Source organism: Rhodococcus rhodochrous (assembly GCF_014854695.1).
Lineage (GTDB): Bacteria > Actinomycetota > Actinomycetes > Mycobacteriales > Mycobacteriaceae > Rhodococcus.
Map to the genome: position 1 here is coordinate 2,401,294 of NZ_CP027557.1, position 26,409 is coordinate 2,427,702.

Consider the following 26,409-nt stretch of genomic DNA (forward strand, 5'->3'; position numbering starts at 1 on the left):
GCTCAGTCGGATCGCGTCCGCACTGCCGGGCGGGTGGGGTGGTCGTAGCGCACCAGGACGTCCGCGTCCGCCCCTGAATGGTCGAGCACCGCATGGTCGAGCACCGCGTCATGTTCATGTTCGAGCACCGCGTCGATCGTCCAGTGATCCTCGGGGCGCGTGCGCCTTTCGAGCGCGCCCCGGGACATCGTCAGGACGACGGTGACATCGAAGTCGAGACCACGGCCGAGGAGCATGGGGCCGGCGACGACGAGGATCTGGTCCTCCGCCGCTCGCCGCGGGCGCTCGCGCGCCGAACGGTCGGTGCGTTCGTCCCACAGCCGCGGAAGCCATCGTTGATGTTCGCGTACTGCGCGCAGCACCTCCCGGTCGACCGCGGCGTAGTCGAACCAGTCGTGGCGGTAGCTGTACGGATCGGTCCGTCCGTGCTCGAGCCGGAGCGATGCGGGCCGGACGAAATCGTGGAGATCGACGACGTCCGCTGCGCGGCCCCGCGTTCTCAGTTCCGTCGCGACACGCTGTGCGAATTCCACCGGATCTGCCGCGTCCGGTGCGCTCACGGCGATGCACACACTTCCGGTGAGTGCCTCGGCGCGATCGGCGACGGAGGCCGCGAGTATCTCGGGGGTCAGGGGAGTGAAGGCAGGCATCGCTCGCCGTTCACGCCCTTGGGTCTGTGGGGGTCACCAGGGCGGTGTGTCGTTCCCGTCCGGTACCGGTGTGTCGAGAAGCCGGTCGAGCCAGAGCACCGCCTCGACCAACGCTTCCATCTGCGACGCCCAGTCCATCGCGAAGACCACTTCGTCGAGGTCGCTGCGCGCCGCGACCGAGTCGCCGGCAAGCGCGTCGACGACCGCTTTCATCACCGTGCTCTCCGGCTGCGGGAGTTCCTCCGGCCGGACGTGACGGCCGCTCTCGGTCCGGATGGTCAGTTCGAAGCTCTCGTCGCCGCGCACCTGCGGGCCGATCTTGTCGACGACGACGTCGGCGATCGTCGAGACCGTCCACCTCAGCACGCCCCCGTAGAGCGGGGGAGTGATCTGTGACGGCGAGTCGGAACCGGCGCTCGACACCAGCGCCGCGACCTCTTCGGTCAGTTCGCTGTAGCCGTTCTCGTGTGCGAGAGCGAGAAGGCGTCCTCCCATCACCGCGTCGCTGCGTGTGATTCCGGCTCGTTCTTCGTGCATGCAGAACGAATGCCCCGTTTTGTGTCCCATCACACATCGCGGTTGCAACGGGTGTGCGAGCGCCGTCGTCACGAGAGTGAGGAAAATCACATTCGCGGGTTATCCTGAGGTCATGAAGCACATCGCCACTGGTCCGAAAGATGTCACGGTCGGTGTCGGGGACACGATCGAGCTGCACCTTCCCGAGAACACCTCCCGGGACTACTGCTGGTCGACGTCGAGGGTCGGAGAGGGGCTCGTCCTTCGCGACATCCGATTCCTGCCGTCGAAGAACCCGTTGCCGGGGGGGACCGGCGAGCGGGTCTTCTGTTTCAAGGCGCGCCGCGCCGGTACCTGGCCCATCTCGCTGCGCATGCGGAAGCATGCCGACCTGGTCGCCGACCGCGCGAACATGACCGTCACCGTCGCGTGACGGCGTCCCGGCGCTCGCCCTGCGGTGCGGGGCTCAGCGCAGGGCGGGCGGGTTGTCGAGATCACGCGCCGAGTAGGTGTCGCACGCGTCGACCCGGCCGGTGCGGTATCCGGCCAGGAACCAGGCCTGACGCTGCTCGGACGACCCGTGAGTCCACCCCTCCGGGTTCACCCGACCGGTGGCGGCCCGCTGGATCCGGTCGTCGCCGACGGCCGATGCGGCCGACAGCGCGTCGCGGATGTCGGTGTCGGTGAGCGGCACGAGGAAGGGCTCTCCGGTGGTCGGCTCGGGCAGCTTGTCGGCGTGGTAGGCCCACACCCCGGCGTAGCAGTCGGCCTGCAGTTCCGTACGGACGGCGCCGGATTCGGGGCCGCGCGGGTCGGCCTGTGCGCGACCGAGATCGCCGAGCTGGTTCTGCAGGTGGTGCCCGAACTCGTGCGCGACGACGTATTCCTGCGCGAGCGGACCGCCGCTGGCGCCGAACCGGGTCTCGAGTTCGTCGAAGAAGCTGGTGTCGAAGTAGGCGGTCTGATCCGCCGGGCAGTAGAACGGCCCGATGTCACTGGTGGCGTTGCCGCAACCCGTCGACGTGGCCGACGTGAAGATCTCGACCTCCGGCTGCACGTAGGCCACCCCGGTCTGGGTCGCGAACTGCTGCTCCCACACCGAGTCGAGCGACCCGACGGTGTAGAGCACCCGGCAGTCGACGTTCTCGTTCGCGGCGCTGCCACCGATCTCGCACTGTTCGAGTGCACTCTCGGCCTGCGGATCGGCGGAGGTGTCGGGCACTCCCGAGCCGAGCAGCGAGGACGGATCGCCGCCGAACAGCAACGCCAGGATGATGACGATCAGGCCGCCGGCCCCGCCACCGAGAGCGAGCTTCCCGCCGCGGCCACCGCCGCCGGTACGGACACGGCCCGCATCCATGCGTGCACCTTCTCTGAACGTCATCGCCGCCGCTTTCTCCTGTGTTCGTCGGATTCGGACAAGCTTGGCACGAACTATTCGGTACGGGTGCGCTCGGGCCGATCGTGTCTTTCGTAGGATTACAGCCGACGAACCCGTCGCTGATCGTTTCGAAAGGAATTCCGTGCTGCGCACCCATCTCGCCGGCTCGTTGCGAGCCGAGCACGCCGAGCAGACAGTCACCCTCACCGGTTGGGTTGCCCGGCGACGCGATCACGGCGGGGTCATCTTCATCGACCTGCGCGACGCATCGGGTGTCTCGCAGGTGGTCTTCCGCAGCGCCGGCGTCCTCGAGCAGGCGCACCGGCTCCGCGCGGAGTACTGCGTCCGGATCACCGGCAAGGTGGAGGTCCGCCCCGAGGGCAACCAGAACTTCGAGATCCCGACGGGCGCGATCGAGGTCGACGCCTCCGAGCTCGTGGTTCTCAACGAGGCCGCCCCGCTGCCGTTCCAGCTCGACGACCAGGTCGGTGAGGAAGCGCGCCTGAAGTACCGCTACCTGGATCTGCGTCGCGAGAAGCCCGGCAAGACCATCCGTCTGCGCAGCAAGGTCAACGCCGCGGCCCGCGCGGTGCTCGCCCACCACGAGTTCGTGGAGGTCGAGACCCCGACCCTCACGCGCTCCACCCCGGAGGGCGCGCGCGACTTCCTGGTGCCGGCCCGCCTGCAGCCCGGTAACTTCTACGCTCTGCCGCAGTCCCCGCAGCTGTTCAAGCAGCTGCTCATGGTCGGTGGCATCGAGCGCTACTACCAGATCGCCCGCTGCTACCGCGACGAGGACTTCCGCGCCGACCGTCAGCCCGAGTTCACCCAGCTCGACATCGAGATGGCGTTCGTCAACCAGGACGACGTGATCCTCCTCGCCGAGGAGGTGCTGCACGCGCTGTGGCGCCTGGTGGGCTACGAACTCGAGACCCCGATCCCGCGGATGACCTACGCCGAGGCCATGCGCCGTTTCGGCACCGACAAGCCGGATCTGCGTTTCGGCATCGAACTCGTGGAGTGCAAGGAGTTCTTCAAGGACACCACCTTCCGCGTCTTCCAGGCCGAGTACGTCGGTGCCGTCGTCATGCCCGGTGGCGCGAGCCAGCCGCGTCGTCAGCTCGACGCATGGCAGGAGTGGGCCAAGCAGCGCGGTGCCAAGGGTCTCGCCTACGTGCTCGTCGGTGAGGACGGCACGTTGAGCGGTCCGGTCGCCAAGAACCTCACCGACACCGAGCGCGAGGGTCTCGCCGCGCATGTGGGCGCTAACCCCGGCGACTGCATCTTCTTCGCCGCCGGTCCCACCAAGCAGATGCGTGCACTGCTCGGCGCCGCCCGCGACGAGATCGCCCGCAAGCTCGATCTGATCGATCCGAACGCATGGGCGTTCGTGTGGGTGGTCGACGCCCCGCTGTTCGAGCCGGCGGCCGATGCAACCGCGAGCGGCGATGTGGCCCTCGGTCATTCGGCGTGGACCGCGGTGCACCACGCGTTCACCTCGCCCAAGCCCGAGTACATCGACACCTTCGACACCGATCCGGGTTCGGCGCTGGCGTACGCCTACGACATCGTCTGCAACGGCAACGAGATCGGTGGCGGCTCGATCCGTATCCACCGCCCCGACATCCAGGAGCGGGTGTTCAAGGTGATGGGCATCTCGGAGGAGGAGGCGAACGAGAAGTTCGGCTTCCTGCTCGAGGCGTTCAAGTACGGCGCGCCCCCGCACGGCGGCATCGCCTTCGGCTGGGACCGCATCACCGCGCTGCTCGCCGGGGTGGACTCGATCCGCGAGGTCATCGCGTTCCCCAAGTCCGGTGGCGGTGTCGATCCGCTGACCGATGCTCCCGGCCCGATCACGCCGGAGCAGCGCAAGGAGACGGGCATCGACTTCGTGCCCGAGCCCGAGACCGAGGGTGCCGACAAGGCCTGATCACCCGTAGCTGTCGATGGCGCGGTGTCGCCCCTCTCCGGACGGGGGCACCGCGCCGTCGTGTGTGCCGTCCGGCGGTGTTCCCGGGTGAGGTTCGTGGGCCCGATGAGGTTTGTGAGGATCGAGCCCGGGTATTCCGTCGGTCCGGCGCCAACGGGGGCGACGGATCGAGGAGGTATCCATGGCCGACGCACGCGTGATCTTCTACAAGCCGCTCGCTCTCGCAGCCAGTGTGGGAGGTGGCATCCTCGCCGGAGCCGTCTTCAACCAGGTGTGGAAGAAGGTCGGCGGCAGTGACGAACGGCCCGAACCCCAGGATCTGTCGCAGCGCACCCGGGACGTGCTGATCGCGGCCGCCCTGCAGGGTCTGATCTTCGGTGTCGTGAAGGCTGCGGTGGATCGTGGCACCGCCCGTGGTTTTCAGAAGGTGACACACGTTTCACCGGAATGATCGTGACGTGTCCCGATCGTGATCGGCGCCCGCGGAGCGGAGCGACCGGATCGGGAACGGGGACACGCCCGGATGAACAGCGATTTCCCCTCGCAAAGCAGACAAAAGCGACCTGGTGGGCCGGGCACGGGTGAAGAAGGTCCTGCTCGATCCGAGCATTGTGGAGGACCTCGTCGTGACCGAGAACCTGTAGATTGGGCAGTGATGACCGCAACATTGGCAGACCCCGTGTCCGAGGTGGTTCACGCCGCCGAAGCGCTGCTCACCCGCCGTACCGGCGCCACGGTGACCCTGACCGATCCCGTGGATCTCGGGGGCAGTGGACGTTCGGTGGTCGTACGGGTACGAGTGGCCGCCAATCCGTTCTCGCTCCCGCGCACCCTGGTCCTCAAGCAGGTGCCGCCCTCGCGCGGTACAGGTCACGTCGACTTCCGTGGTTCCGAGACGGACGAGCAGATCGCCTTCCTCCGTGAGGCGGTCTCCTACCAGTTCACGACGGCCCTCGCGAAGGATCACCGTCCGGGCGCCGAGCTGCTCGCCTACGACTTCGACGCCCGCCTGCTGGTGCTCAGCGACCTCGGCGACGCGACCACCCTGTCGGAGGTGCTGCGCAACAGTTCCGAGGCCGCCGGGAACACCCTGATGGCCCTGGCCCAGGCACTCGGGCGCATGCATGCGGCGACCGTCGGTCGCGAGGAGGACTTCGCGGCGCTGCTGCGGCGCGCCGATGTCGCGCGGGTCGCCGACGCCGTGTCCCAGCAGGCCCTCGATGCCGTGCGGGGTGTGCCCGAACTCCTCGAGGCCGACTTCGGCCTGTCGGTGCCCGAGTCGGTGCGCGAGCGTGCCGAGCGGGCGTCCAAGCTGTTCACCGGCGGGCGTTTCCGGGCCTTCAGCCCGTCCGACCTGTGCCCCGACAACATCGTGGTCGGCGACGAGGGTGTGCAGTTCCTCGACTACGAATGGGGCGGCTTCCGCGACGCGACCCTCGACATCGCGTACGCACTCAGCTCCTTCCCGCTGTGCCTGTGCTCGGTGCCGCTGTCCGTCGATCGCATCCGTGCGATGGCCGACGCGTGGCGCGCCGAGGTCGTCGCCATGTGGCCGCAGCTGGCCTACGACGAGGTACTCGAGGAGCGGCTGCTCGACGCCCTGCTCGCGTGCATCTGGCTGAGCACGCACCTGTTCCTGCCCGAGGACCATGCGCGGATCGCCTCGGTACGCGAACACGGACTGTCGGTGCCGCGCATCCCGGCGCTCCGCGCCCGCTGGTCGCTGCTCGCCGAGTTCGCCACCGCGACAGGCCACGACGACGTCGCCGCACACGCCCGCGACGTGCTCGCTCACCTCGAGGACCGCGCCGCCGGTTAGAGCGGTCGATCGGGCAGGCGCCGACCGGCGTCTACACCAGCGGAGCGGCGGGCTCGATCTTCGTCGCGCCGTCGGCCACCCGGTATCCCGCGACGCGGTGCGCGGCCGCGTTCGGATCCGTGCGCTCGCCGATGAAGAACCACTCCATCTGCGTCGCGCCTGGAGTCACGTCGAGTACCCCGTAACCGTGCGAATCGAGTTCGACGAACCGCACGTGCCGGTTGGTCGCGGTCGCCGTCGCCTCCAGCGCGGGCGACAGGCTCCGCGGGGGCACACCCAGCAACTCGTCGATGTTCGCCGACGTCACCGACGGAACCACGAACTCCGTGGCGACTGTGCCGGCACCCGGATAGTCGGCGGCGTCCACCGGGACGTCCATCGCCCACGAGGTGTGGATGTCGCCCGTGAGGAAGACGACGTTGCGCAGTCCCGCCGCCGTGATGGTGTCGATCAACCGTCGACGGTCGGCGGTGTAACCGTCCCACTGGTCGGTGTTGAAGGGCAGACCTCCGGCCGGCACTCCGACGAGTTCGGTCAGTGCTCCGGTAGTCCGCGGATCGAGGGGCGGCAACACGATCGGCGAGAACATCACCGAATTGCCGATCAACTGCCACCGGGTGGGGGAGCTCGCCAGGCCGGCGGTGAGCCACTCCATCTGGTCCCGTCCGGTCATCGTGCGACCCGGATCGTCGACCTGCCGTCCGGCTCCGAGGACCTGCTCGGAGCGATAACTCCGCAGATCCAGCATCGACAGTTCGGCGAGCCGTCCGTACCGCAGGCGCCGGTAGAGCCGTCCGCCGTTCGGGCGAACCGGCATCCACTCGTCGTAGGCCTGCACCGATGCGGCCTTGCGGGGCGCCCAGTCGCCCTCGACGAGGGGATCGTGATTCTCCGCCCCACCCGCCCAGGCGTTGTTCGCCGACTCGTGGTCGTCCCAGATCACGATCCACGGCACCTTCGCGTGCAACGCCTGCAGGTTCGGATCGGTCTTGTACTGCGCGTGCCGGATCCGGTAGTCGGCGAGACTCACGATCTCGTGGGCGGGCTCGTGCGTCCGGACGCCCCGGCCACCGGCGACGGGGAACTTCCCGGCCGCGTACTCGTACAGATAGTCGCCGAGGTGCACCACGGCGTCGAGATCGTCGCGTGCGGCCAGGTGGCGGTAGGAGGAGAAGAAGCCGCCCTCCCAATCGGCGCACGACACGACCCCGAAGCGCAGGTGTGCGACCGCAGCATCGTGCGAGGGCGCGGTGAACGTCCTGCCGGTCGGGGAGACGGCACCGCCGGCGCGGAATCGATAGAAGTAGGTCGTGCCCGGTGTGAGCCCGCGGGCGTCGACCTTGACCGTGTGGTCGGAGACGGAACTCGCCGTCACCGTCCCACTCGCGACCACGGCGTCGAAGCTGCTGCTGCGGGCGAGTTCCCAGGTGACCGGGACGTCCGGTCCCGCACCCGAGCCGGGCGTCGCCTCCGGCGAGGGTGTCACCCGCGTCCACAGGATCACCGCGTCGGGCAACGGATCTCCCGATGCCACGCCGTGCGCGAAGACGGCGGGAGATGCCTGCGCGTGCTGCGAGGTCGAGGCGAAGGCCGCAACACCGGCGGCGAGAATCGACGACCGGAGCACGGCGCGGCGGGACACATGATCGGCGGTCGGTGTCGTGGGCACGACCAAGATCCGACCACACGGTCGGTCATCCGTCCATGCGAACGACGAACACCGCCGCCGATCGGGCGTCGGCGCGAGCTTGTAGCGTCGGATGCGTGAGTGATCTTTTCGGGGCGAACGACCCGTCTGCCGAACCGGACGCCCTGTTCGAGGCGCCACGCGAACCGGAACCCGAGGGCGAACCGCAGGTCCGCCGGCAACCCGTCGCGGCCGGCGGGGCGAACGCGCCGCTCGCTGCGCGCATGCGACCGGCGAGTCTCGACGAGGTGGTCGGGCAACAGCACCTGCTCGAACCGGGGGCGCCGTTGCGGCGGCTCGTCGAGGGATCGGGTGCGGCCTCCGTGGTGCTCTACGGTCCGCCCGGTACCGGGAAGACGACCCTGGCCTCACTGATCTCCGGAGCCACCGGACGCCGGTTCGAAGCGCTGTCCGCCCTGTCTGCGGGCGTCAAGGACGTGCGTGCCGTCATCGATCTGGCACGCCGGCGCCTCACCCACGGCGAACAGACCGTGCTGTTCATCGATGAGGTCCACCGCTTCTCCAAGACCCAGCAGGACGCGCTGCTCGCCGCCGTCGAGAACCGCATCGTGCTGCTCGTCGCCGCGACGACCGAGAATCCGTCGTTCTCCGTGGTCGCCCCGCTGCTGTCCCGCTCGCTGGTGCTGCAACTGCAGCCGCTCGGGCCCGACGACATCCGGGCACTGCTCGAACGTGCGCGCACCGACGCCCGTGGACTCGCCGGTGCGGTCGAGATCGACGACGACGCCCTCGACCACCTCGTCCGGCTCGCCGGCGGCGACGCCCGCCGTGCCCTGACGGCGCTGGAGGCCTCCGCCGACACCGCGCTCGCCGTCTCCGGTGGCGACGCGGCCGTCATCGACCTCGCGACCGTGGAGTCGAGTATCGACGAGGCCGCCGTCCGTTACGACCGCGACGGCGATCAGCACTTCGACGTCGCGAGCGCCTTCATCAAGTCGCTGCGCGGCTCCGACGTCGACGCGGCACTGCACTATCTGGCACGGATGATCGTCGCGGGGGAGGACCCGCGCTTCATCGCCCGCCGCCTCATGATCCAGGCCAGCGAGGAGGTGGGCATGGCCGATCCCACCGCTCTGCAGACGGCGGTCGCCGCAGCGCAGGTCGTGCAGCAGGTCGGGATGCCCGAAGCCCAGCTCGCGCTCGCCCAGGCCACCATCCACATCGCCACCGCCCCCAAATCGGGTTCGGTCACCGCAGCCCTCGGCGCCGCGATCGCCGACGTGAAGGCCGGTAAGGCCGGGCCGGTACCCGCTCACCTGCGCGACGGTCATTACCAGGGCGCGCAGAAGCTCGGCAACGCGATCGGCTACAAGTTCCCGCACGCGCACCCCGACGGCGTGCTCGCGCAGCAGTACGCCCCGGACGAGCTGGTCGGCGTCGACTACTACGAGCCGACCGGTCGCGGTGTGGAACGGGAGCTGTCGGCCCGCCTGCCCAAGCTGCGCCGCATCGTGCGCGGTGAGCGGTGACGTCGTCCGCCGAGTACTCACGGCGCCGTACCGAGGCCACTTTCGGCGGCGCGATAAGCTGAAGAACGGCCGATCGACAGGATCGACCGCCCGTCCCGGGTAGTTCACACCATCGCCAGACCACAAAGGACCATCGACGTGCAGACCCACGAGATCCGCAGGCGCTTTCTCGATCACTTCGTGAAGGCGGGACACACCGAGGTGCCCAGCGCGTCGCTGATCCTCGCCGATCCCAACCTGCTGTTCGTCAACGCCGGCATGGTCCCCTTCGTGCCCTACTTCCTCGGGCAGCAGACTCCGCCCTACACCCGCGCCACGTCGGTGCAGAAGTGTGTGCGCACCCTCGACATCGAGGAGGTCGGCAAGACCACCCGCCACAACACCTTCTTCCAGATGGCCGGCAACTTCTCGTTCGGCGACTACTTCAAGGAAGAGGCCATCACCTTCGCGTGGTCGCTGCTCACCGGCTCCGTCGAGGACGGCGGCTACGGAATCGACCCCGAGAAGCTGTGGGCGACGGTCTATCTCGACGACGACGAAGCGTTCTCGATCTGGCGCGACAAGGTCGGCGTGCCCGAGGAGCGCATCCAGCGTCGCGGCATGAAGGACAACTACTGGTCGATGGGCATCCCCGGCCCGTGCGGCCCGTGCTCCGAGATCTTCTACGACCGCGGCCCCGACTACGGCGTCGAAGGCGGCCCCGAGGCCGACGAGGACCGCTACATCGAGATCTGGAATCTCGTGTTCATGCAGAACGAGCGCGGTGAGGGCGGTGCCAAGGACGACTACCCGATCCTCGGCCCGCTGCCGAAGAAGAACATCGACACCGGCATGGGTGTCGAGCGCGTCGCCTTCCTGCTCCAGGGCGTCGAGAACGTCTACGAGACCGACCTGCTGCGCCCCGTCATCGACAAGGCCGCCGAACTCACCGGCGCCGTCTACGGCGCGAAACACGACGACGACGTGCGCTTCCGCGTCATCGCCGACCACGCCCGCACCGCGGCGATGCTCATCGTCGACGGCGTCAACCCCGGCAACGACGGCCGCGGCTACGTGCTGCGCCGCCTGCTCCGCCGCATCGTGCGCTCGGCGCGTCTGCTCGGCGCCGACAAGCCCACCATGCGCGAGTTCATGGCGGTCGTGCGCGACACCATGGCCCCGTCCTATCCCGAACTCGACACCGACTTCTCGCGCATCGAGACCGTCGCGGTGGGCGAGGAGACGGCCTTCCTCAAGACCCTCGGTACCGGCAGCAAGCTGTTCGAAGGCGCCGTCGAAACCGTGAAGTCGCAGGGTAGGAATGTGCTCGGCGGCACCGAGGCGTTCACCCTCCACGACACCTACGGGTTCCCGATCGACCTCACCCTCGAGATGGCGGCCGAGGCGGGCCTGACCGTCGACGAGGAAGGCTTCCGGTCGCTCATGGCCGAGCAGCGCCAGCGCGCCAAGGACGACGCCCGCGCCCGCAAGCACGCCCACGCCGACCTGACCGTCTACAAGGAACTCCTCGACCGTGGTCCGACGGAGTTCACCGGCTTCAGCGAGCTGGTGACCGAGGCGCACGTGCTCGCCGTCATCACCGGTGGCGAGCGCCTGCACGCGGCGAGCGCGGGCCAGCAGGTCGAGCTGATCCTCGACCGCAGCCCCCTCTACGCGGAGTCCGGCGGCCAGATCGCCGACATCGGCACCATCACCGGCCCCGGCCTGAAGATCAAGGTCGACGACGTCCAGAAGATCGCCAAGCAGCTGTGGACGCACAAGGTCACGGTGCTCGAGGGTCAGGTCGTCGAAGGCGACGCCGTCCTCGTGCAGGTCGATCCCGAGTGGCGCAAGGGCGCAACCCAGGGTCATTCCGGCACCCACCTGGTCCACGCCGCGTTGCGCGAGGTGCTCGGCCCCAACGCCGTGCAGGCCGGTTCGCTCAACAAGCCCGGCTACCTGCGCTTCGACTTCTCGTGGCCCGGCGCCCTGTCCGAGCAGCAGAAGCAGGACATCGAGGCCGTCACCAACGAGGCCGTCGCGGCGAACTACCCCGTCAACACCTTCGTCACCGACCTCGACAAGGCCAAGAAGATGGGTGCGATGGCCCTGTTCGGCGAGAACTACGGCGACGAGGTCCGCGTCGTCGAGATCGGTGGCCCGTTCTCGATGGAGCTGTGCGGCGGCACGCACGTGCAGCACTCCTCGCACGTCGGCACCGTCACCCTCCTCGGTGAGCAGTCCGTCGGTTCCGGCATCCGCCGCGTCGAGGCGTACGTCGGTCTCGACTCCTACCGCCACCTGGCGAAGGAACGCGCGCTGCTCGCGGGCCTGTCCTCGACCCTGAGGGTTCCCTCCGAGGAGGTGCCCGGACGTGTCGAGGCCTTGCTCGACCGGCTCAAGGCCGCGGAGAAGGAGCTCGAGAAGACCCGCGCCGCGAACGTCGCCGCCGCAGCCGGAACGTACGCGGGCAAGGCGCAGCGCGTCGGCGACGTGCTCGTCGTGGCCGAGGCAGCGCCGGAGGGTGTCGCCGGCAACGACCTGCGCACGCTGGCGTCCGACGTCCGTGGGCGGCTCGGCACCGAGCCCGCCGTGGTGCTGCTGCTCGGCAACGCCGGCGGCAAGGTGCCTTTCGTCGTGGCCACCACCAAGGCTGCGCAGGAGAAGGGCATCAAGGCAGGCGACCTCGTCGCGAGCTTCGGTCCCGCGATCGGTGGTCGCGGTGGCGGCAAGCCTGACATGGCTCAGGGCGCAGGGTCGGATCCGGCCGGTATTCCGGCCGCACTCGATGCCTTCCGTGCCCGTCTGAGCGAGCTGGCCGGCTGAGCGTGGCCGAACCGCCGCGCCCCGATCGTCCCGGAGTGGACGATCCCGGCCGTGGTCGCCGCATCGCAGTCGACGTCGGCAGCGTCCGGATCGGGGTCGCCTCCAGCGACCCCGACGGGATCCTCGCCACCCCGGTCGAGACGGTGCCGCGGTCCAAGGAACGCGGACCCGACGCACCCGATATCCGGCGCATCGTCGAGATCGTTAGGGAATACGAGGCTGTTGAGGTTATCGTCGGGCTGCCGCAGACACTGCGCGGTGAGCCCGGCAAGGCTGCGAAACTGGCGAGCGACTTCGCGCGTCGACTTCGCCGTGCCCTACCCGATGTTCCCGTGCGCCTGGCCGACGAACGTTTCACGACGGTCACTGCGGCGCGCGCCCTCCGCGAGAGCGGGGTGAGTGCGCGAGGTGCGCGGCCGGTCATCGACCAGGCTGCCGCCGTGGCCATCTTGCAGGGTTGGTTGGACGAGCGGAGTTCGGTAGTGAACGAGTCGGGGCGTGACGCAGGGGGCAGCCGGTGAGCCGGCACGGACGACACGACGACCATTCGGAGAACGCGCGGCAGGATCTGTTCGCGGATCCTTACGCCGGTGGGTACACGGAACCTCCAGTGGATCGCACCGGATCCGAGGATCCCTATCGCACCGGATCCGAGGATCCCTATCGCACCGGATCCGAGGATCCGTATCGATCCGACCCGCGGTACCGGTACGACGATCCGTACGGCAACGACTCCCACGGCCGTGATCCGTACGGCGGTGGTGCGTACGAGAGCGTCCCGGGTGGGCACCCGGAGGCCCGTCCACCCGATCCGGACGATCACGAGACCACGGTCCTGAACTTCGGACCGGGTGTATTCGACGGCCCGCCGCCCCGTCACCCCGAACAGGGTTACGGCGAGCAGGGGTACGCCGAGGAACATCAGGGGTACGTCGAGCAGGGCTATACCGAGCAGGGCTATACCGAGCAGGGCTATACCGAGCAGGGCTACGGCGACGGAGGTTACGCAGGATCCGGGTACGAGCACGACGGATCCACCGGCGCCGATCCCGGACACGCTCCGGCCGATCACCCCGAGGGTGGACATCTCGACGACGAGTACCCGGGCGGATACTCCTACGCCGCACGCGACGCGAACCGTGACGCCTACCGCGACGACGACTCCGCCGCCGACGCGGTCGCAGCGGAGGAGGTCACCGCCGAGCAGCGTGCGGTCCCCCTCGCGGTCGACGGTTCGGAACGCGCCGCACGCCGCAATCCGAAGGCGAGCGGGCGCAAGAAGCGCGGACGTGTCGTGGGCGCGCTCGCCGCCGCGGTGCTCCTGCTCGTCGTCGTGGGTGGCGGTTATCTCGCCTACGACCGGTTCCTCGGCACCGATCTTCCGCCGGACTTCACCGGACCTCCCGGACCGGCCGTCGTCGTCCAGGTCAACCCCGGCGAGACCGCCGGAGAGATCGGCAGCGAGTTCGTCGACAAGGGTGTCGTCGCGAGTTCCGCTGCCTTCTACGAAGCGGCCGTGCAGAACTCGGGGATGAATTCGCTGCAGCCCGGCTTCTACCAGGTGGCCACCAACATCCCGGCTGTCGACGCCGTCGCCGCCCTCGTCGACCCGGCCAGCCGGGTCGGTGCGCTCGTGATCTCCGAGGGGCGTCAGCTCCACGACATCCGCGACGTCAACACCGGTGCCGTCCGCAAGGGCATCTACACACTCATCGCCGAGGCGAGCTGCCACGGCGATCCGGCCGCGGAGAACTGCGTCACCTACGAGGAACTCGACGCGGCTGGTGCCACCCCGGACCTGCAGGCGCTCGGCGTTCCGGAATGGGCGCGCGACGCGGTCGCGAATGTACCCGACCGCAGGCGACAGCTCGAAGGCCTCATCGCCGCGGGCAGCTGGGATTTCGATCCGACGGCCGAACCCGTCGAGATCCTCGCCCGCCTCGTGTCGGAAAGTGCTGCCAGCTACGACGCGACGGGGATCACCGACGCGGCCGCACGCGTGGGCCTGACCCCGTACGAGATGCTCATCTCCGCATCGCTCGTCGAACGCGAGGCCCTGCCACAGGATTTCGCGAAGGTCGCCCGCGTGATCCTCAACCGCCTCGAGATCGACCAGATGCTCCAGTTCGACTCGACCGTCAACTACGAGCTCGACGAGACCGAACTCGCGACCACCGACGCCGACCGCGCGCGGGTGACCCCCTGGAACACGTATGCCATGGTCGGTCTGCCGGCGACGCCCATCTCGTCACCGAGCATCGGTGCGCTGCAGGCGATGGAGAACCCGGAACCGGGGGAATGGATCTACTTCGTGACGATCGACGACAAGGGCACCACGCTCTTCGCGAATTCCTACGAGGAGCACCTGCAGAACACCGAACTGGCACTCGCGAGCGGGATCCTCGACAGTGGCCGCTGATCCGAACGGGGGTGTCCGGAGGGCCGCGGTCCTCGGGAAACCCATCGCGCACTCGAAGTCGCCCCTGTTGCATCTCGCGGCGTACCGGGCACTCGGGCTGACCGAGTGGACCTACGAACGCATCGAATGCACCGGTGAGCAGCTGCCGGGACTCGTGTCCTCACTCGGTGAGGAATGGGTGGGTCTGTCCGTCACGATGCCCGGCAAGTTCGCGGCACTCGAGTTCGCCACCGAACGCACCGAGCGGGCCGTCAGGATCGGATCGGCCAACACCCTCGTCCGCATCGAGAGCGGGTGGCGCGCCGACTGCACCGACGTCGACGGCGTGTCCGGAGCACTGCGTTCGGTCGGCGTCGGCGATCTGTCCGGCGCGTCGGCGGTCGTCGTGGGCTCGGGTGGCACCGCCCGACCGGCGCTCGTGGGTCTCACCGACCTCGGTGTGCGCTCGGTGACCGTGGTTGCGCGGTCCGAGGAGAAGGCCCGCGCGACGTTCGATTGTCTCGACGACGACATCGAGGCCCGATGGCTGTCGTTCGACGCCCCCGAACTCGGCCGGGTCTGCGCCGAGGCCGGTGCGCTCGTGAGCACCGTGCCCGCACCCGCAGCAGCCCCGTACGCGGAGGCTCTCGCACAGGCCCCGCGCATCCTCGATGCGATCTACGACCCCTGGCCCACGCCGCTGGCGACAGCGGCCGAGGTACGCGGCGTCCGCGTCGTCAGCGGTCTGCACATGCTGCTCAACCAGGCCTTCGGGCAGGTCGAGCAGTTCACGGGTTTGCCCGCCCCGCGCGCGGAGATGGCGCGTGCCGTCGGGCTCGACCTGAATTCTCCGCACCCGGCCTGAGATCCCGCACGCTCCTCGATCCATAGATACGGGTGAGGGGTCCGATACCGAACGAGAATGGTCCGCGAGCACTTTCCGGCCCGTTCGCGAAGTAGTGTCGGACCCGTCCGACGGCCGTGACGGCTGTCACCGCTGTCGCCTGCGGGTCGAGAAGGAGCAAACATGAGTGCAGTGATCGTCCAGGCCGTGCGCACACCTGTCGGCAGGAGGAACGGCGGCCTGTCCGGCGTGCACCCGGCACAACTGTCCGCCGTCGTGCTGAACGCGCTGGTCGAGCGCGCCGACATCGATCCGGAGGTCGTCGAGGACGTCATCTGGGGTTGCGTGCAGCAGGCCGGCGAGCAGGCCATCGACATCGCCCGCACCGCGGTGCTCACAGCGGGCTGGCCGGAGTCCGTGCCCGGCGTGACCATCGACCGGCAGTGCGGCTCGAGCCAGCAGGCGCTGAACTTCGCGATCGCGAGCGTCGAAGCGGGACACTACGACGTCGTCGTCGCCGGTGGCGTCGAGGTGATGTCGCGGGTGCCCATGGGCACCTCGACCTCCGTGGGCGGGTCGCCCTACCCCGAGGCCTTCCTCGAGCGGTACGACGGGGCGCGGCCGAACCAGGGCATCGGCGCCGAGATGATCGCCGAGAAGTGGGGCCTGAGCCGCACCGACGTGGACGCCTTCTCCGCGCGCTCGCACGAACGGGCCGCCGCCGCCCAGGACGCCGGACTGTTCGCCGACCAGATCGTGCCGGTCACCACCCCGGACGGAACCGTCGTCTCGCAGGACGAGGGCATCCGCCGCGGCACCACCGTCGAGAAGCTCGCCGGCCTGAAGACCGTCTTCAAGGAGGACGGTGTCATCCACGCCGGGAACTCCTCGCAGATCTCCGACGGATCCGCCGCACTGCTGATCATGAGCGAGGAGGCCGCCGTGAAGCACGGCCTGACTCCGCTCGCGAAGATCCACACCGCCGTCGTGACCGGCTCCGACCCGGTCATCATGCTCACCGCACCCATCCCGGCGACGGAGAAGGCACTCGCGAAGTCCGGCCTGTCCGTCGACGACATCGGCGTCTTCGAGGTCAACGAGGCGTTCGCTCCGGTGCCCATGGCCTGGCAGAAGGAGATCGGCGCACCCGAGGACAAGCTCAACCCCAACGGTGGTGCGATCGCCCTCGGTCACCCGCTCGGGGGTTCCGGCGCCCGCATCCTCACTGACATGATCTTCCACATGCGCCGCAACAACCTCCGCTACGGCCTGCAGACCATGTGCGAAGGCGGCGGCCAGGCCAACGCCACCATCCTCGAACTCGTCGCGCAGTAGCCGCACCCGACACCGTCCGCTGTCCACCCGCGATACCTGAGCGGGTGGGCAGCGGATTTCTCCGCGCAGGTGTCGAATCGGCGCCCTACCGTTCGTGTAGAGGGTGAGAGGCCGGAACCGCCGGCCGCCGAGGGGAAGGACCCCGACATGGCGCAGTACCTGCTGAGCATCTACCAGCCCGACGGTGAACCGCCGTCACCGGAGTTCCTCGACCCGATCATGAAGAAGGTCGCGGCGTGGCAGAACGAGATCCGGGAGGCAGGGATCTGGGTGTTCTCCGGCGGCCTGCACCCGCCGGACACGGCGACGGTCGTGCGCACGGACGAGGGGCGCACGGTGACGACCGACGGTCCGTACATCGAGGGCAAGGAGCATCTCGGTGGCTTCGACGTCATCGACGTGCCCGACCTCGACGAGGCGCTGAAGTGGGCGCGCGGTCTCGCCGATGCCACCACACTGCCCATCGAGGTGCGGCCCCTGGAGTTCGGATCCTGCGCCGGATGACCTGCGTACCTCGATGACCGGGCCGTCCACCGCCGACATCGGTCGCATCTTCCGTGAGGAGTACGGCCGCGCGGTCGCCGTGCTCACCCGCGTCCTCGGCGACATCGACGTCGCCGAGGACGCGGTGCAGGACGCCTTCTCGACCGCCGTCGAACGATGGCCCGGGGAAGGCATCCCACCGAGCCCGGCCGGATGGATCATCACCACCGCCCGTCGCCGGGCGATCGACAGGGCACGACGGGAGGCCGCACGATCGGTCAAGCACGCCGAGGCGGACCTGCTCCACCCGACATCCGGCGTCGCGGTCGACCCCGAGGCGGTCGTCTCGCCCGAGATCCCTGACGACCGCCTCCGTCTGATCTTCACCTGTTGTCACCCGGCGCTTGCGCCTCAGGCACGAGTCGCGCTGACATTGCGCCTGCTCGGCGGGCTCACCACCACGCAGATCGCCCGGGCCTTCCTCGTGCCGGAAACGACGATGGGGCAACGGATCTCCCGCGCCAAACGAAAGATCCGCGACGCGCGCATCCCGTTTCGCATCCCGTCCCCGGACGAGTTTCCCGAACGCCTCGACGCGGTGCGGTCCGTGCTCTATCTCGTGTACACGGAGGGCCACACGGCGAGCACCGGACCCGAACTCGCCGACACGGATCTGTGTTCGGAGGCGGTGCGGCTGGCCCGCTTGCTGGCAGGGCTCGTTCCCGACGATCCCGAGACCACGGGACTTCTCGCCCTGATACTCCTCGGCGAATCCCGACGCGCCGCGCGGACAGGGCGCGGCGGCGAACTCGTCCTGCTCGCAGACCAGGACCGCTCGCGGTGGGACCGCGCGCTGATCGACGAAGGGCAGGCGCTCGTGCGGCGCACCCTGCGCTGGAACAGGCCGGGGCCCTACCAGATCCAGGCCGCGATCGCCGCGGTGCACGCCGACGCGCCCACCTTCGAGGACACCGATTGGGCGCAGATCGTCGCGCTCTACGACCTGCTGATGGCCGCGGATCCCACACCGGTCGTCGCGTTGCACCGGGCCGTCGCACTCGCCGAAGTGGAGGGTCCCGCAGCGGCTCTCGGGCTCGTCGACCGCCTCGACCTCGAGCGGTACCACGTCTTCCACGCCGTCCGGGCCGACCTGCTCGCCCGCCTCGGCCGGATCACCGAGGCGAGCGAGGCGTACACCACCGCCGCGGCGCGCACGGAGAACGCGGTCGAACGCGCACATCTCCTACGTCGCCGCGACGACCTGCGGGACGCGCTCAGGTAGCCGGTGTCGTGCCGGTCGTCGTCTCGGCCTCGGGAACCGAACGCTGCCACGGCCACCGGCCGTCGATCTCCAGCTGCAGCGACCAGCTCAGGAAGGTACGGATGAGCACGATGACCGCCAGCACACCCACCGACGTGAAGGTCGGCGTGACGGCGACGGTCTTGATGATGTCGGCGGCGACCAGGAATTCGAGGCCGAGCAGGATCGACCGGCCGAGATTGCGCCGGTACGGCTCGTAGATCTCCGAACCCGGTCCGCGCCGCCGCGCGGTCGCCGCGATCCACGTCGCCGCCACTGCGCCGATCACCATGACGCCGACTCCGACGACGTCGATGGCCGTGCCCACGTGTTCGAGCAGCGACGAAATCTCCATTCGACCAGAACCTTCCGACCGGAACCGACAGACTCCGGCAATCCTCGCAGGACGATCGCCGCACCGTGCGGCTTTGTCCACAGGTGGTGTGCCTGTCCACAGGACCGGGCAGGACACCGCGCGAACGCCCTGCCGGCGAGTGCGGACGGGGGATGCTCCGGGTCGTGGCAGGGGAGACGGTGGGTGGGCTCGCGATGGTGGTCCTCGGCGTGGGTGTGGGAGCGATCGTGCGCGTGGTGGCGGGAAGAACGGCCGGTCGTCGGCCGCCCCCGGGTTCGTGCGAGGCGGCATGCGCGGCAGCCGCACTCGTCGCGGTCTCGATCACCACGGGCGCCGCGGTCGTCGGAGCAGCGATGTTCGGATGGTGGTGCGTGTGCCTGAGCACCGTGGACCTGCTCGTGCGGCGTCTGCCGAACGTGCTGACGCTCGGGGGAGCGGGCACGATCCTCGGCGTGGCCGCGGCGACGGGGCACGGCCGGGCGGCGTTCGCCGGTGCACTTCTGCTCGCGGCACCGTTGTTGATCACCCACCTCGCGGTACCGCGATCGGTGGGAGCGGGCGACGTCAAACTCGCCCTCGGACTCGGTGCCGTCACCGGACTCGCCGGCCCCTCGGCGGTGCTCCTCGGTGCACTGCTCCCACCCGTCCTCACCGCAGGTGCGGCCCTGATTCTGCGACTCCGGGAGGCCCGCTGCGGGGAAGCGCATGCCGCTCCGCGCGTGCTTCCGCACGGACTGTCGATGTGCGCCGCCGCGGCACTGGCGGCGATCTCGACGGGTTGACCAGGGGCGGCATGTCGAGTCGGCGGACGAACATGGAAGGATGGACCTGTGCTGCGTTGGATAACTGCTGGAGAATCCCATGGTCCCGCCCTCGTCGCGATGCTCGAGGGGATGGTCGCCGGAGTCGAGGTGACGTCGAACGACATCTCGGAGCAACTTGCGCGACGGCGACTGGGGTACGGCCGCGGCGCACGCATGAAGTTCGAGGCCGACAAGGTCACCGTGATCGGTGGCGTCCGGCACGGACGCACCCTGGGCGGCCCGATCGCGATCGAGATCGGCAACACCGAATGGCCCAAGTGGGAAACCATCATGGCCGCCGACCCGGTCGATGCCGAACTGCTCGAAGGCCAGGCGCGCAACGCGCCGCTGACCCGTCCCCGCCCCGGCCACGCCGACTTCGCGGGCATGCTCAAGTACGGCTTCGACGACGCGCGTCCCGTCCTCGAGCGCGCCAGCGCCCGGGAGACCGCAGCACGCGTGGCGGCCGGCACCGTCGCCCGGAACTTCCTGCGCCAGGCGTTCGGCGCCGAGGTCGTCTCGCACGTCATCTCCATCGGCGCATCCGATCCCTATGTCGGCCCCGAACCCGGTGCCGACGATCTCGCCGCGATCGACGCGAGCCCCGTGCGCGCCTACGACAGGGCCGCCGAGGAATCCATGATCGCCGAGATCGAGGCCGCGAAGCGCGACGGCGACACCCTCGGCGGCATCGTCGAGGTCGTGGTGCACGGGCTGCCCGTGGGCCTCGGTTCGTTCGTCAGCGGTGCCGATCGCCTCGACGCGCGACTGGCCGCGGCCCTCATGGGAATCCAGGCCATCAAGGGTGTCGAGGTCGGCGACGGCTTCGAGACCGCGCGCCGACGCGGCAGCGCCGCCCACGACGAGATGAAGCCCGGTCCCGACGGTGTGCTCCGCTCGAGCAACCGTGCCGGTGGCATCGAAGGCGGCATGACCAACGGTGAGGCCCTGCGCGTGCGGGCGGCGATGAAGCCGATCTCGACCGTGCCGCGCGCCCTGTCGACGGTCGACATGACCACCGGCGACGAGGCCGTCGCGATCCACCAGCGTTCCGACGTGTGCGCGGTGCCCGCGGCGGGTGTCGTCGCCGAGGCGATGGTCGCCCTCGTCGTCGCGCAGGCCGCCCTCGAGAAGTTCGGTGGCGACTCGCTCGCCGAGACCGTGAGCAACATCGACCACTACCTGAAGGGCATCGCGGCGCGGCCGCCGCGGTGATCTCATGTCGCCTCGCGTGGTACTCATCGGCCCGCCGGGAGCGGGCAAGTCGACGATCGGTCGTCGAGTCGCGAATGCACTCGACCTGCCGTTGCTCGACACCGACGCCGAGATCGAGCGTGTGACCGGCCGGACCATCCCCGAGATCTTCTCCCAGGACGGCGAACCGGCCTTCCGGGAGATCGAGGAGGAGGTCGTCGCGCGCGCCCTCGACACCCACGACGGTGTGGTGTCCCTGGGTGGGGGAGCGATCCTCTCGGAGCGCACCCGCGCGCGACTGGCCGGACACACCGTCGTCTATCTCGAGATCAGCGTGGCGGAAGGACTGCGTCGCACCGGCGCGGTCGGCGCCGCCGGAACCAGGCCGTTGCTGGCCGGCGGTGATCCGGCCCAGAAGTACCGCGACCTCATGCGTCGCCGCCGCCCGCTGTACCGCCAGGCGGCGACCATCCGGGTGCGCACCGACGGCCGCAGCCCCGGGCGGGTCGTCCAGCAGGTGCTCGCCAAACTCGAAGCGGCGGACGCCGCGACCAGCCAGACCATCAGCGAGGATCGGAGCCCCACACCGTGACCGAACCGGTACGCATCGACGTCGAGACCGCCCAGCCCTATCCGGTGATCATCGGCCGGGGACTGCTCGGCGACGTCGTCGAAGAACTGTCCGGCACGCGGACCGTCGCGATCTTCCACCAGCCGACGCTCACCGCGACGGCCGAGGCCGTGCGGGAGGCGCTCGCCGAGACCGGCATCGACGCCCACCGCATCGAGATCCCCGACGCCGAGGACGGCAAGGAACTGGCCGTCGCCGGATTCTGCTGGGAGGTGCTCGGCCGCATCGGCCTGACCCGTTCGGACGCCGTCATCAGCCTCGGCGGCGGTGCCGCCACCGACCTCGCAGGATTCGTGGCCGCGACGTGGATGCGCGGCGTGCGGGTCTACCACATCCCCACCACGCTGCTGGCGATGGTCGACGCCGCGGTGGGCGGCAAGACCGGCATCAACACCGAGGCGGGCAAGAACCTCGTCGGTTCGTTCCACGAGCCCTCGGCGGTCTTCGTCGACCTTGCGACCCTCGAGACGGTGCCGCGCAACGAGATCGTGGCCGGACTCGCCGAGGTGATCAAGACCGGCTTCATCGCCGATCCGGTGATCCTCGACCTGATCGAGGCGAACCCCGAGGCCGCGCTCGATCCCGCCGGGACGGTGCTGCCCGAGCTGATCCGTCGATCGGTCGAGGTCAAGGCGAAGGTGGTCGCGGCCGACCTCAAGGAGTCGAGCCTGCGCGAGATCCTCAACTACGGCCACACCCTCGGCCACGCCATCGAGCGCCGCGAGCGGTACCGCTGGCGTCACGGCGCCGCCGTATCGGTGGGCCTGGTCTTCGCCGCCGAACTCGGCCGGCTCGCCGGGCGTCTCGACGACGCCACCGCCGACCGGCACCGCGCGATCCTCGAATCCGTGGGCCTGCCCACCACCTACGATCCCGATGCCTTCGCCGACCTGCTCAAGGGCATGCAGACCGACAAGAAGAACCGCGCCGGCATGCTCCGGTTCGTCGTCCTCGACGGGCTCGCGAAGCCCGGCAGGCTCGAAGGACCCGACCCGACCCTGCTCGCGGCGGCCTACTCCGAGGTCGCGCGCCAGGGCAAGGCCGACGCGGGAACCGTACTGCTCTGACCGCCGCCTGGTCGACCGCCTGGTTCTATGCGGGCGGTCTCCACGACGGGTCGCGCCCGGTGAGTCCGATCAGGCGTTCCAGCGGCGGGGCGTCGTCGCCCACCCGTACGGCCGGACCGAACAGTCCGCCCCCGTCGGCGACGCGTTCCTCGTCGGTGATGCTCTCCGCGAAGGCGGTACACGCGGCGATCTCGTCGGGCTCGCAGGAGTACTGCTGTCCCGTGGCCACGGCGAGATCCCAGCCGTGCACGACGAGTTCGTCGAGCGTGACGAGTCCGGCGACCGGCGCGGGCAGGTCGAGGCCGCCTGCGCGCGTCATGCCCTCCCAGGCCTCGCGATCGCTCCACGCTCCGCGGAGGTCGCCGAGCCGGTCGGGAACGAGACGCCGCCAGTCCGGCGTCAGTTCGCTCGTGAGTTGCGGGGGAGTGTCGGTGTACAGGCCGATGTCCTTGCGGGCCGCGGCCGTGAACGCAAGCGACAGGCCCAGCACGTGGTCGACGAGTGCACCGACGGAGGTCTCGGAACACGGTGTGGGCCCCGACAACTGTGCGTCGTCGATTCCCGTCAGGATGCGCTCCATGCGGCGGGTCGCGGGAGTCAGGTCGAGTGTCTCGGTGGTGTCGGTCATGGTCGGCTCCTCGAGGTCGGCTACCTCTACTGACCGTCACAACCCGGAAAACTGAGCACCCGCCCCCGATGTGCGGGGGCGGGTGGTCTCACTGCTGTGGTTTCGCTACTCGGGTCTCACTGTTTCGGATCGATCCTCGGGAACACCTCGGTGGGCGAGTCGTCGCTGCGCCAGGCGGGATCGGCCTGCTGCGCGGAATTCGCGGACGCCGAACCCGCCGACGCGGCCGCTCCGACGCCTGCGGGCGCGTGGTGCTCGCGGTGGACGGACCAGTCGTCGTCGCGGGCGGCCTTGCGCTCGTTCCGGCGCGCGAAGAACCGGCCCAGCGTCACCGCCGCCATCGCCGGAAGGAACACCAGGAGCACGGTGAACGCGGCACCGGAGGAGATCTCGAAGAACAGGGACGTCACGCCCACCGGGATCGGGGTGACGGTGTCGACGAGCCAGGTGAGGACCCCGCCGACCAGGCCGGTGACCGCACCGGCGGCGAGCCACCGCATCGTCAGGTCGTCGCCCTCGTCGGGTTCAGGATGGGCGCGGTGGTCGCGGATGCCGTCGAGACCGGCCCAGACGAACGCTGCGACGACCACCACGGCGAAGCCCAGCCAGCGCAGTACCGATCCCTGCAACGGCCACTGGATGAGAGCGGCACCGAGCAGGACGCGCACGACCACGTGGACCAGGGCGAGCCCGAGTCCGCGGAGCAACCAGGGTTTCATGTACCTCAGCGTAACGGGTGGCGAAGCCGACAGTGTGTCCCGTCCCACAGCTGTGATCGCGGTAGGTTGAGCGATATGTCTGCCGACCACGCCTCCCGCCGTCGAGCGCTGCGTGCGCTGCTCGCCGAACGCGAACTCGATGCGCTGCTGGTGACCGATCTGACCGGTATCCGCTACCTCACGGGCTTCACGGGATCCAACGCGGCGCTGATCGTCTCCACCGAGGACGACGAGAACGAGACACGCACCGTCATCTGCACCGACGGCCGCTACGTCACGCAGGTGGGGGAGCAGGTCCCCGACCTGCGGGCCGTGATCGCCCGATCGTCGGCCGCGCACCTCGTCACCGAGTTCGGAACAGGTTCTGCGCGTTGGGGATTCGAGAGTCACGTCGTCACGGTCGACGAACGGTCGCGGTGGGACGAGCTCGGCGTGTCCGTCCGCTTCGTTCCCGCTCCCGGGCTCGTCGAACAACTGCGGGCCGTGAAGGACGAACACGAGATCCGCCTGTTGCGCGACGCATGCGGTGCGGCCGATCGCGCACTGGCGGACCTGATCGCGGCGGGCGGTCTGCGTCCCGGGCGAACCGAGAAGGAGGTCGCCCGCGACCTCGAATGGCGCATGTTCGAGCACGGCGCCGACGGCATCTCCTTCGAGACGATCGTCGCCGCCGGTGCCAATTCGGCGATCCCGCACCATCGACCGACCGGCGCGATCCTTGCGGAGGGCGACTTCGTGAAACTCGACTTCGGGGCGCAGATCGGCGGCTACCACTCCGACATGACGCGCACCTACGTGCTGAGCCGCGTCGCGGACTGGCAGCGCGACCTGTACGAGCTGGTCCTGCGCGCGCAGCAGGCCGGACGCGAAGCGCTCGCGCCCGGTGTCGACTGCGCCGCGGTGGACGCCGCCGCGCGCACCGTGATCGCCGAGGCCGGCTACGCCGACCTGTTCCTGCACGGGCTCGGCCACGGAGTCGGCCTCGAGATCCACGAAGCGCCCGGAATCGGCGCCGCGGCGACCGGTACACTTGTCGCCGGTGCGGCGGTGACCGTCGAGCCGGGTGTGTACTTCTCGGGGCGCGGAGGCGTGCGGATCGAAGACACGCTCGTGGTGCGGGAGCATACTCCGGAGTTGCTCACGCTCACCGACAAGACATTGACCGTCGTTTGAGGGCGGTTCCTCGACCCTAGGAGACACGAACCAAGTGGCTGATACCAGTGACTTCAAGAACGGCCTCGTTCTGAAAATCGACGGACAGCTCTGGCAGATCATCGAGTTCCAGCACGTCAAGCCGGGCAAGGGCCCCGCTTTCGTGCGCACGAAGCTCAAGAATGTGACGTCGGGCAAGACCGTCGACAAGACCTGGAATGCCGGTGTCAAGGTCGAGACCGCCACCGTCGATCGCCGCGACATGACCTACCTCTACAACGACGGCACCGACTACGTCTTCATGGACGGCGAGACCTACGACCAGATCACCATCTCGCCCGAGCTGCTCGGCGACAGCGCCAAGTTCCTGCTCGAGAACATGCCCGTGCAGGTCGCGACGCACGAGGACATCCCGCTGTTCGTCGAGCTCCCGGTCACGGTCGAACTCGTCGTCCAGCACACCGATCCGGGCCTGCAGGGCGACCGCTCCACCGGCGGCACCAAGCCCGCGACCCTCGAGACCGGCGCCGAGATCCAGGTCCCGCTGTTCATCAACACCGGCGACAAGCTCAAGGTCGATTCCCGCGACGGCAGCTACCTCGGGCGAGTGAATTCCTGAGTGTCCGGTAACCAGAAGAAGCTCGGGGCCCGCCACAAGGCCCGCAAGCGCGCCGTGGACCTGCTCTTCGAGGCGGAGGCCCGCGACGTGCACCCCGTCGATCTCGCTGCCGATCGCGTCGAACTCGCGATCGACGACGATCAGGTCGCGCCGGTACCGGCATACGCGCAGACCATCATCCGCGGCGTCGCCGACAATCTCGACGAGACCGATCGGGTGATCGCCGATCACCTGCACGAATGGACGCTGGACCGTCTTCCCGCCGTCGACCGCGCGATCCTGCGCATCGCGGTGTGGGAGCTCTTCCACGCGACCGATGTGCCGCCCGTGGTGGCCGTCGACGAGGCGGTCGAGCTGGCGAAGCAGTTGTCCACCGACGATTCGCCGGCCTTCGTCAACGGGGTGCTCGGTCAGATCGTCGCCGTCGCCGACCAGGTGCGTGCAGCTGCCGCTGCCACCCTCGTCCGGCCGGCGCAGGAGTCGCAGGATCAGAGCTCGAACGAGTCCTGAATTTTCACCCTCTTCGGGTGAGCGACGACACGAGGCACCGTGAGCGGGCCCGGTGGGAGTCTTCCCGCCGGGTCCGCTCACGCATCCGGGGCC

General features: G+C 69.2%; 26 protein-coding genes. 19 read left to right on the forward strand and 7 right to left on the reverse strand.

Going from position 1 to position 26,409, the window contains the following annotated elements:
• Nucleotides 1-2: 2 nt before the first annotated feature.
• Both C6Y44_RS11320 and C6Y44_RS11325 read right to left on the reverse strand, forming a co-directional pair.
• The gene (locus C6Y44_RS11320) at nucleotides 3-650 is read right to left on the reverse strand and encodes a nucleoside/nucleotide kinase family protein (RefSeq protein WP_159418473.1); all 648 of its coding nucleotides are present in this window, start codon (nucleotides 648-650) and stop codon (nucleotides 3-5) included.
• Nucleotides 651-683: 33 nt separating this feature from the next.
• Nucleotides 684-1,187: a hypothetical protein gene (locus tag C6Y44_RS11325; protein WP_120282400.1), complete on the reverse strand. Its 504-nt coding sequence runs from the start codon at nucleotides 1,185-1,187 to the stop codon at nucleotides 684-686.
• A gap of 112 nt (nucleotides 1,188-1,299) precedes the next feature.
• On the opposite strand from C6Y44_RS11325, the gene C6Y44_RS11330 reads away from it, so the two are divergent.
• Nucleotides 1,300-1,599, forward strand: coding sequence for a protease inhibitor I42 family protein (locus C6Y44_RS11330; protein ID WP_006551419.1), 300 nt, complete (start codon nucleotides 1,300-1,302; stop codon nucleotides 1,597-1,599).
• 33 nt (nucleotides 1,600-1,632) lie between these two features.
• On the opposite strand, the gene ypfJ is transcribed toward C6Y44_RS11330, so the two are convergent.
• On the reverse strand, nucleotides 1,633-2,550 hold the full coding sequence (ypfJ, locus tag C6Y44_RS11335; protein ID WP_159418472.1) for a KPN_02809 family neutral zinc metallopeptidase: 918 nt from the start codon (nucleotides 2,548-2,550) through the stop codon (nucleotides 1,633-1,635).
• Nucleotides 2,551-2,689: 139 nt separating this feature from the next.
• Here ypfJ and aspS point away from each other — a divergent pair, with 139 nt between their 5' ends.
• From aspS to C6Y44_RS11350, 3 genes are all read left to right on the forward strand, one after another.
• Entirely contained in the window at nucleotides 2,690-4,477 is a 1,788-nt protein-coding gene (aspS, locus tag C6Y44_RS11340) for an aspartate--tRNA ligase (protein ID WP_159418471.1), read from the forward strand.
• Nucleotides 4,478-4,658: 181 nt separating this feature from the next.
• On the forward strand, nucleotides 4,659-4,928 hold the full coding sequence (locus C6Y44_RS11345; protein ID WP_006551422.1) for a DUF4235 domain-containing protein: 270 nt from the start codon (nucleotides 4,659-4,661) through the stop codon (nucleotides 4,926-4,928).
• A 204-nt stretch (nucleotides 4,929-5,132) separates the two neighbouring features.
• Complete coding sequence (locus C6Y44_RS11350; protein ID WP_060653204.1) at nucleotides 5,133-6,296, forward strand: hypothetical protein; 1,164 nt, start codon at nucleotides 5,133-5,135, stop codon at nucleotides 6,294-6,296.
• 31 nt (nucleotides 6,297-6,327) lie between these two features.
• On the opposite strand, the gene C6Y44_RS11355 is transcribed toward C6Y44_RS11350, so the two are convergent.
• Nucleotides 6,328-7,965, reverse strand: a complete 1,638-nt coding sequence (locus C6Y44_RS11355; protein WP_159418470.1) for an alkaline phosphatase D family protein — start codon at nucleotides 7,963-7,965, stop codon at nucleotides 6,328-6,330.
• 95 nt (nucleotides 7,966-8,060) lie between these two features.
• Between C6Y44_RS11355 and C6Y44_RS11360 the strand changes: the two genes are divergently transcribed.
• From C6Y44_RS11360 to C6Y44_RS11395, 8 genes are all read left to right on the forward strand, one after another.
• Nucleotides 8,061-9,473 (forward strand): replication-associated recombination protein A, encoded by a 1,413-nt coding sequence (locus tag C6Y44_RS11360; RefSeq protein WP_159418469.1) that lies wholly within the window; start codon nucleotides 8,061-8,063, stop codon nucleotides 9,471-9,473.
• A 138-nt stretch (nucleotides 9,474-9,611) separates the two neighbouring features.
• The gene (gene alaS, locus C6Y44_RS11365; protein WP_159418468.1) at nucleotides 9,612-12,278 is read left to right on the forward strand and encodes an alanine--tRNA ligase; all 2,667 of its coding nucleotides are present in this window, start codon (nucleotides 9,612-9,614) and stop codon (nucleotides 12,276-12,278) included.
• Between the two features lie 2 nt (nucleotides 12,279-12,280).
• Nucleotides 12,281-12,799: a Holliday junction resolvase RuvX gene (gene ruvX, locus C6Y44_RS11370; protein ID WP_026061030.1), complete on the forward strand. Its 519-nt coding sequence runs from the start codon at nucleotides 12,281-12,283 to the stop codon at nucleotides 12,797-12,799.
• Nucleotides 12,796-14,697, forward strand: a complete 1,902-nt coding sequence (locus C6Y44_RS11375) for an endolytic transglycosylase MltG (protein WP_159418467.1) — start codon at nucleotides 12,796-12,798, stop codon at nucleotides 14,695-14,697. The genes ruvX and C6Y44_RS11375 overlap by 4 nt, the downstream gene beginning before the upstream one ends.
• Nucleotides 14,687-15,541, forward strand: coding sequence for a shikimate dehydrogenase (locus C6Y44_RS11380; protein ID WP_159418466.1), 855 nt, complete (start codon nucleotides 14,687-14,689; stop codon nucleotides 15,539-15,541). The genes C6Y44_RS11375 and C6Y44_RS11380 overlap by 11 nt, the downstream gene beginning before the upstream one ends.
• 162 nt (nucleotides 15,542-15,703) lie before the next feature.
• Nucleotides 15,704-16,855 carry a thiolase family protein gene (locus tag C6Y44_RS11385; RefSeq protein WP_159418465.1) on the forward strand — a complete coding sequence of 384 codons (1,152 nt, stop codon included), beginning with the start codon at nucleotides 15,704-15,706 and terminating at the stop codon, nucleotides 16,853-16,855.
• Nucleotides 16,856-17,002: 147 nt separating this feature from the next.
• The gene (locus C6Y44_RS11390; RefSeq protein ID WP_120282408.1) at nucleotides 17,003-17,359 is read left to right on the forward strand and encodes a YciI family protein; all 357 of its coding nucleotides are present in this window, start codon (nucleotides 17,003-17,005) and stop codon (nucleotides 17,357-17,359) included.
• 13 nt (nucleotides 17,360-17,372) lie between these two features.
• The gene (locus C6Y44_RS11395; RefSeq protein ID WP_159418464.1) at nucleotides 17,373-18,620 is read left to right on the forward strand and encodes an RNA polymerase sigma factor; all 1,248 of its coding nucleotides are present in this window, start codon (nucleotides 17,373-17,375) and stop codon (nucleotides 18,618-18,620) included.
• Here the strand turns inward: C6Y44_RS11395 and C6Y44_RS11400 are convergent.
• Complete coding sequence (locus C6Y44_RS11400; RefSeq protein ID WP_060653210.1) at nucleotides 18,613-18,993, reverse strand: DUF1622 domain-containing protein; 381 nt, start codon at nucleotides 18,991-18,993, stop codon at nucleotides 18,613-18,615. The genes C6Y44_RS11395 and C6Y44_RS11400 overlap by 8 nt on opposite strands.
• 152 nt (nucleotides 18,994-19,145) lie before the next feature.
• On the opposite strand from C6Y44_RS11400, the gene C6Y44_RS11405 reads away from it, so the two are divergent.
• From C6Y44_RS11405 to aroB, 4 genes are read left to right on the forward strand one after another with little or no spacing between them, the layout of a single operon-like run.
• Complete coding sequence (locus C6Y44_RS11405; RefSeq protein ID WP_159418463.1) at nucleotides 19,146-19,775, forward strand: prepilin peptidase; 630 nt, start codon at nucleotides 19,146-19,148, stop codon at nucleotides 19,773-19,775.
• Between the two features lie 48 nt (nucleotides 19,776-19,823).
• Nucleotides 19,824-21,011, forward strand: a complete 1,188-nt coding sequence (aroC, locus tag C6Y44_RS11410; protein WP_159418462.1) for a chorismate synthase — start codon at nucleotides 19,824-19,826, stop codon at nucleotides 21,009-21,011.
• Between the two features lie 4 nt (nucleotides 21,012-21,015).
• On the forward strand, nucleotides 21,016-21,582 hold the full coding sequence (locus C6Y44_RS11415; protein ID WP_159418461.1) for a shikimate kinase: 567 nt from the start codon (nucleotides 21,016-21,018) through the stop codon (nucleotides 21,580-21,582).
• Nucleotides 21,579-22,688, forward strand: a complete 1,110-nt coding sequence (gene aroB / locus C6Y44_RS11420; RefSeq protein WP_159418460.1) for a 3-dehydroquinate synthase — start codon at nucleotides 21,579-21,581, stop codon at nucleotides 22,686-22,688. Before C6Y44_RS11415 ends, aroB begins: the two co-directional genes overlap by 4 nt.
• A 25-nt stretch (nucleotides 22,689-22,713) precedes the next feature.
• On the opposite strand, the gene C6Y44_RS11425 is transcribed toward aroB, so the two are convergent.
• Together C6Y44_RS11425 and C6Y44_RS11430 are read right to left on the reverse strand one after the other, a co-directional pair.
• The gene (locus C6Y44_RS11425) at nucleotides 22,714-23,316 is read right to left on the reverse strand and encodes a TIGR03086 family metal-binding protein (RefSeq protein WP_120282414.1); all 603 of its coding nucleotides are present in this window, start codon (nucleotides 23,314-23,316) and stop codon (nucleotides 22,714-22,716) included.
• A gap of 116 nt (nucleotides 23,317-23,432) precedes the next feature.
• Nucleotides 23,433-24,035, reverse strand: a complete 603-nt coding sequence (locus C6Y44_RS11430) for a B-4DMT family transporter (RefSeq protein WP_120282415.1) — start codon at nucleotides 24,033-24,035, stop codon at nucleotides 23,433-23,435.
• A 75-nt stretch (nucleotides 24,036-24,110) separates the two neighbouring features.
• Between C6Y44_RS11430 and C6Y44_RS11435 the strand changes: the two genes are divergently transcribed.
• The 3 genes from C6Y44_RS11435 to nusB are packed head-to-tail and all read left to right on the forward strand — an operon-like array spanning nucleotide 24,111 to nucleotide 26,316.
• A complete protein-coding gene (locus C6Y44_RS11435) occupies nucleotides 24,111-25,208 on the forward strand; it encodes a M24 family metallopeptidase (RefSeq protein ID WP_120282416.1) in 1,098 nt (365 codons plus the stop codon).
• A 34-nt stretch (nucleotides 25,209-25,242) separates the two neighbouring features.
• Nucleotides 25,243-25,806 carry an elongation factor P gene (gene efp / locus C6Y44_RS11440; RefSeq protein ID WP_120282417.1) on the forward strand — a complete coding sequence of 188 codons (564 nt, stop codon included), beginning with the start codon at nucleotides 25,243-25,245 and terminating at the stop codon, nucleotides 25,804-25,806.
• Nucleotides 25,807-26,316, forward strand: a complete 510-nt coding sequence (gene nusB, locus C6Y44_RS11445; protein ID WP_120282418.1) for a transcription antitermination factor NusB — start codon at nucleotides 25,807-25,809, stop codon at nucleotides 26,314-26,316.
• Nucleotides 26,317-26,409: the final 93 nt, after the last annotated feature.

Bases quoted from the DNA above. Each gene is read 5' to 3' on its own strand.
- C6Y44_RS11320 (WP_159418473.1), bottom strand. From the start codon at position 650: ATGCCTGCCTTCACTCCCCTGACCCCCGAGATACTCGCGGCCTCCGTC.
- C6Y44_RS11325 (WP_120282400.1), bottom strand. From the start codon at position 1,187: ATGCACGAAGAACGAGCCGGAATCACACGCAGCGACGCGGTGATGGGA.
- C6Y44_RS11330 (WP_006551419.1), top strand. From the start codon at position 1,300: ATGAAGCACATCGCCACTGGTCCGAAAGATGTCACGGTCGGTGTCGGG.
- ypfJ (WP_159418472.1), bottom strand. From the start codon at position 2,550: ATGACGTTCAGAGAAGGTGCACGCATGGATGCGGGCCGTGTCCGTACC.
- C6Y44_RS11345 (WP_006551422.1), top strand. From the start codon at position 4,659: ATGGCCGACGCACGCGTGATCTTCTACAAGCCGCTCGCTCTCGCAGCC.
- C6Y44_RS11350 (WP_060653204.1), top strand. From the start codon at position 5,133: ATGACCGCAACATTGGCAGACCCCGTGTCCGAGGTGGTTCACGCCGCC.
- C6Y44_RS11385 (WP_159418465.1), top strand. From the start codon at position 15,704: ATGAGTGCAGTGATCGTCCAGGCCGTGCGCACACCTGTCGGCAGGAGG.
- C6Y44_RS11390 (WP_120282408.1), top strand. From the start codon at position 17,003: ATGGCGCAGTACCTGCTGAGCATCTACCAGCCCGACGGTGAACCGCCG.
- C6Y44_RS11395 (WP_159418464.1), top strand. From the start codon at position 17,373: ATGACCGGGCCGTCCACCGCCGACATCGGTCGCATCTTCCGTGAGGAG.
- C6Y44_RS11400 (WP_060653210.1), bottom strand. From the start codon at position 18,993: ATGGAGATTTCGTCGCTGCTCGAACACGTGGGCACGGCCATCGACGTC.
- C6Y44_RS11405 (WP_159418463.1), top strand. From the start codon at position 19,146: ATGCTCCGGGTCGTGGCAGGGGAGACGGTGGGTGGGCTCGCGATGGTG.
- C6Y44_RS11415 (WP_159418461.1), top strand. From the start codon at position 21,016: ATGTCGCCTCGCGTGGTACTCATCGGCCCGCCGGGAGCGGGCAAGTCG.
- C6Y44_RS11425 (WP_120282414.1), bottom strand. From the start codon at position 23,316: ATGACCGACACCACCGAGACACTCGACCTGACTCCCGCGACCCGCCGC.
- C6Y44_RS11430 (WP_120282415.1), bottom strand. From the start codon at position 24,035: ATGAAACCCTGGTTGCTCCGCGGACTCGGGCTCGCCCTGGTCCACGTG.
- C6Y44_RS11435 (WP_120282416.1), top strand. From the start codon at position 24,111: ATGTCTGCCGACCACGCCTCCCGCCGTCGAGCGCTGCGTGCGCTGCTC.